The following is a 4,723-nucleotide window of genomic DNA, read 5'->3' as shown; positions in this document are numbered from 1 at the left end:
TTCCGATGGATTGAACACGAAACGCGCGGATATAAGCACCAAGACCTTATATCCGCCCGATTTACCCAACCTGAGCAGCAAGATCACTGTAACTCAGACACACTTTTTGCTACTTAACCCAATATGACAGCCTGAGAACAGTCCAGAATCAGCTAAAAGTCAGTTGCGCGTACGCCCGGGCACAGATTGCCCGGCCTACTCCTGTTCTCTGATGTTCCCTAATTTTTCTTAAGGAAGGACTTTTCATGAAAATGAAGAGTTTTAACGGCGTAACTCGCCGTCGCGGCACCACTATCGCTGCCGCCGCTCTCTCTGTTGCAATGGTAGGACCGTTCGTCCATGCGGTTACTCCAGATTACGCTGTCTCTGCAGCGGCTTCGACGCCAGATCAGAAGGCTGAAACGAACCCGAATAAGACTGGCAATATGTACCCGGGTGTGAATGCCGACGGCATTTACCAGACTTCTGTCGGGGAGGAACGCTATACCTTTGAGCCGCCGAAGAAGAATGCTGGCACGATTGAGTCTGGCACCACGCAGGGCGACACTGAGTCCATCCAGGGCTTCGTGCTGAACACCCGTAACGGCAATATGGCGATCAACCCGAATACGAAAAACTACCGTCCAATTCCGATGGAGGGCGTGCGCGTGTACGCCGAGTGGGTAGACAAGGATGGCTACACCTCGCCGACCTACACCACGGTGACCGGTCCGGATGGACGCTACGCGATCAAGATGCGTCCGTTCTTCGATGCGCTCGGTGGGGAGCACAAGTTTGACGCTGACCCGAACAAGCCGGAGAATGAGAAGATCCGTGTCTGGGCTGAGAACCCGGACGGCGAAACATTCCAGCAGGTCTACGGATACAACAACGGCTTCCTCGGTCCGCAGGCCGACACGCTCGATACGCAGGGTGCAGCCACAGGTTGGGAAATCGGACCGAACCGCGTGAACGACGTCCGTTTCTTCTACGGTGAGAAGCCGAAGAATGATGTCATGCACAAGAAGGACCAGGCTGTTGAGAACCCGGTGAAGTCTTCTGGCCAGGGTGGCCAGGTGCAGGGCAAGGCCTTCTGGGAGCAGGATCACACGCAGGGTGCATTCACTTGGAACCTGATGAACACCCTCAACAGCGGCGACGTCGCAGCTGAGGGTTTGAAGATTTACGGTTCCTACCTGTCGGATTACGCGATCAACAAGATCATGACTGAGGCGCCGGCAGACCTCGGCGTCGACGAAATCCGCAAGGGTACCCGCCGTCAGTGGTCGCGTGACGACGAAGCTGCGTTGCAGAACTGGATCAAGCGCGAGATGGCCGCGGACACCGAGAAGGATCCGGTGACCGGCAAGTTCGGCAAGGACCGCTGGATCGCTGAGACTGTCATGGCGACGGTTGGTGCGGACAATAACTACACACTGCAGTTCAACGGCACCTTCGGCCAAGATGAGAAGGGTGATCGTGGCACCGGCGGTGTTGGGCGCAACCCGCTGAACCGTAACGACGGTACCAAGGTTTCGTTCCCGGACGGCTCCGAACACGTCGCGTGGGACCTGCTTGGCACTGTTGCGCCGGACCCGAACTACGGCACGTTCCGCAAGGGTGCGCTGGGTAACTCCAGCGACAACATGCCGAAGCACGTCAACTGGGACTGGCTGTTCGTTTCCACCGAGGACGTTCCGGGCTTCGGTGTACAGACCCCGTGGCAGACCAACGGTTACCTTGACGTCGGCGCGTACAACACCAACGATGGTTGGAATACTGTTAAGATGCCCGAGCACCTCAACACCGCGTTCATTTCGCTGTACGCGGATTACGTGACGTTCGATGTGACTCCGTACGACACCGCTGAGAACTGGGCGAAGCCGGGCGATGTCGCAGAGGCAAACACCAAGGGTGTGCCGACGAAGTTCGCTAACAATCTCAAATATGAAATTGAGTGGGTCAACGCTGACACCGGCGAAGTCGTTACCACCAGTGAACCGTTGGAGGCCGGTCCGAACGGTGAACTCCCATCCTTCCCGCTGGACACTGGCGATGAAGAGCTGTTCCCGGACGGCATTGATAAAACCACGACGTTCCGTGCTGACCTATACCCAGTGGACATCAACGAGGGTAATGCCCGCGGAAGCCGCATCGCTGCTGATTCCTTTACCGTTCTCGTTGGTTGGGCTCCCATCTACGAGGAGAAGAAGGGCCCGGCCGGTGAACCGCTGAAGTCTGGTGTTCCGACCTTTGACAACACCACCACTACCGATGAGGTGGAGTCGGAAAAGGGCGAGGACCTGCCGTCGCCGGTTTCCAAGTTCGAGCTCCCGGATACGTTCGAGGCGCCTGAAGGCTACACCGTTGAGCTGGACGAGGCCACTGGTGAAGTGACTCTGACCTTCCCGGAGGATGCAGAGCCGGGCACCGAGTTTGACGTTCCGGTTGTTGCAGTCTTGGAGGATGGCACTAGGACTGTCGGTTCCGCGCCGTTCAAGGTCGAGGAGCAGAAGAATGACTTCACCCCTGAATACACGGATGGTTCTGGTAAGCCTGGTGACGATGTCACGATCGACAAGCCTGAGTTCAAGGACAAGGACGGCAAGGACACCAAGGCTCCTGAGGGCACTAAGTTCACCCCAGGTGACAAGGCTCCTGAGGGTGTGAAGGTTGATGAGAACACTGGTGAGATCACCGTTCCGGTTCCGGAGGATGCCAAGCCTGGTGACAAGATCACCGTTCCGGTTATTGTGACTTACCCGGATAAGTCCACCGATACTGTTGATGTCACTGTCACGGTTGAGAAGCAGGACGCTCCTGTGCAGCCTGATCCCAAGACTTCTGACGAGGTCGAGCCTAAGTACAAGGACGGCACCGGTAAGCCTGGTGATGATGTCACGATCGACAAGCCTGAGTTCAAGGACAAGGACGGCAAGGACACCAAGGCTCCTGAGGGCACTAAGTTCACCCCAGGTGACAAGGCTCCTGAGGGTGTGAAGGTTGATGAGAACACTGGTGAGATCACCGTTCCGGTTCCGGAGGATGCCAAGCCTGGTGACAAGATCACCGTTCCGGTTATTGTGACTTACCCGGATAAGTCCACCGATACTGTTGATGTCACTGTTGACGTAACAGACCCGAACATTGCTGTGACCGTGGATGCTATCCCGAACATGAAGGTTCAGCGTGGTGAGACGGTTTCCATCCCGGTTAAGGCTACGGACGGTGCTGCGGTAACTGTTGATGGTTTGCCAGAGTTCTTGAAGTACAACCCGGATACCAAGGCTATTGAGGGCGATGTTCCTGCTGATGCTGAGCTGAAAACTTGGGAGGACATCACTGTTAAGGCAGTGCTGAAGGATGATGAGGGTAAGGATATTACCGCTACTGATTCCTTCGACCTGACCGTAACCGAGCGCATGATTGAGGATCCGGACACCGATGGTGACGGAATCCCGGATTCCCAGGATCCGGATATCGACGGTGACGGCGTCAACAATGCCGACGAGAAGGCTGCCGGTACCGATCCGAAGAACCCGGATACCGATGGTGATGGCGTCAACGATGGTGACGAGGACACCGACGGCGACGGCATCAAGAACAAGGATGAGTCTGATCCGGACAAGGATGAGATCACCGATAGGGACAAGGACGGCATCCCGGATATCGTCGACCGCGATAACGAGGACGGTCCGGAGGGTGACAAGGACGGCGACGGCATCAAGAACTCTGAGGACCCGGATGCTGATGGCGACGGCGTATCCAACGATGATGAGAAGGAAGCTGGCCTTGATCCGCTGAACCCGGATACCGATGGTGACGGCACCAATGATGGTGACGAGGACACCGACGGTGACGGCAAGAAGAACAAGGATGAGTCTGAGGTTCCGGAGGGCTCGGTTGAGGACGAGGACGGCGACGGCCTTGGCGATACCGGTGTTACCGATAAGGATCCTGAGGACGGTGAGGCTGATATCACCGATGGCCCGCTGACCAATGACACCGATAAGGATGGCATCCCAGATGCTGTTGATCCGGACATCGATGGTGATGGCGTTAATAACTCCGATGAGAAGGCTGCTGGCACCGATCCGTACAATCCGGATACCGATGGCGATGGCACCAATGATGGTGACGAGGACGCCGATGGTGACGGTAAGTCCAATGCTGAGGAGTCTGACCCAACCGTTGATGAGTCCAAGGACTCTGATGGCGATGGCATCCCGGATATCATCGATAAGGATGATGAGGATGGTCCGAAGGGTGATAAGGACGGCGACGGCATCATCAATGAGGAGGATCCGGACGCTGATGGCGACGGTGTTTCCAATGATGATGAGAAGGAAGCTGGCCTTGATCCGCTGAACCCGGATACCGACGGTGACGGCACCAAGGATGGTGACGAGGACACCGACGGTGACGGCAAGACCAACGCTGAAGAGTCTGAAGTTCCAGAGGGTTCGGTCAACGACGAGGATGGCGACGGCCTTGGCGATACCGGTGTTACCGATAAGAACGAAAACGGCATTGCGGACCTCGTCGAAAAGCCAGACACGAATAATCCGGATTGGAATGACGCTAAGACGACTCCGGGTGAGTCCGTGGAGATCGACAAGGATCCTAATTCCGGTGACGTTCAGCCTGGCACTACCGTAGAGGTCACTGATGGTCCAGGTACCGCTGAGATTGATGAAGACGGCAAGATCACTGTGAAGCCGAATGAGGATGCTAAGCCTGGCGA

At 56.4% G+C, this 4,723-nt stretch carries 1 protein-coding gene; it reads left to right on the top strand.

The window, feature by feature from the left end:
- Positions 1 to 245: 245 nt before the first annotated feature.
- Positions 246 to 4,723: YPDG domain-containing protein (locus MHX61_RS11170; protein WP_239194929.1), on the top strand; the 4,478-nt coding region annotated here is incomplete at its 3' end.

Source organism: Corynebacterium sp. ACRPF (genome assembly GCF_022347395.1).
GTDB lineage: Bacteria > Actinomycetota > Actinomycetes > Mycobacteriales > Mycobacteriaceae > Corynebacterium > Corynebacterium tuberculostearicum_D.
Note: the sequence above shows the minus strand (reverse complement) of the source record. Positions and strands in the feature narration are given on the sequence as shown.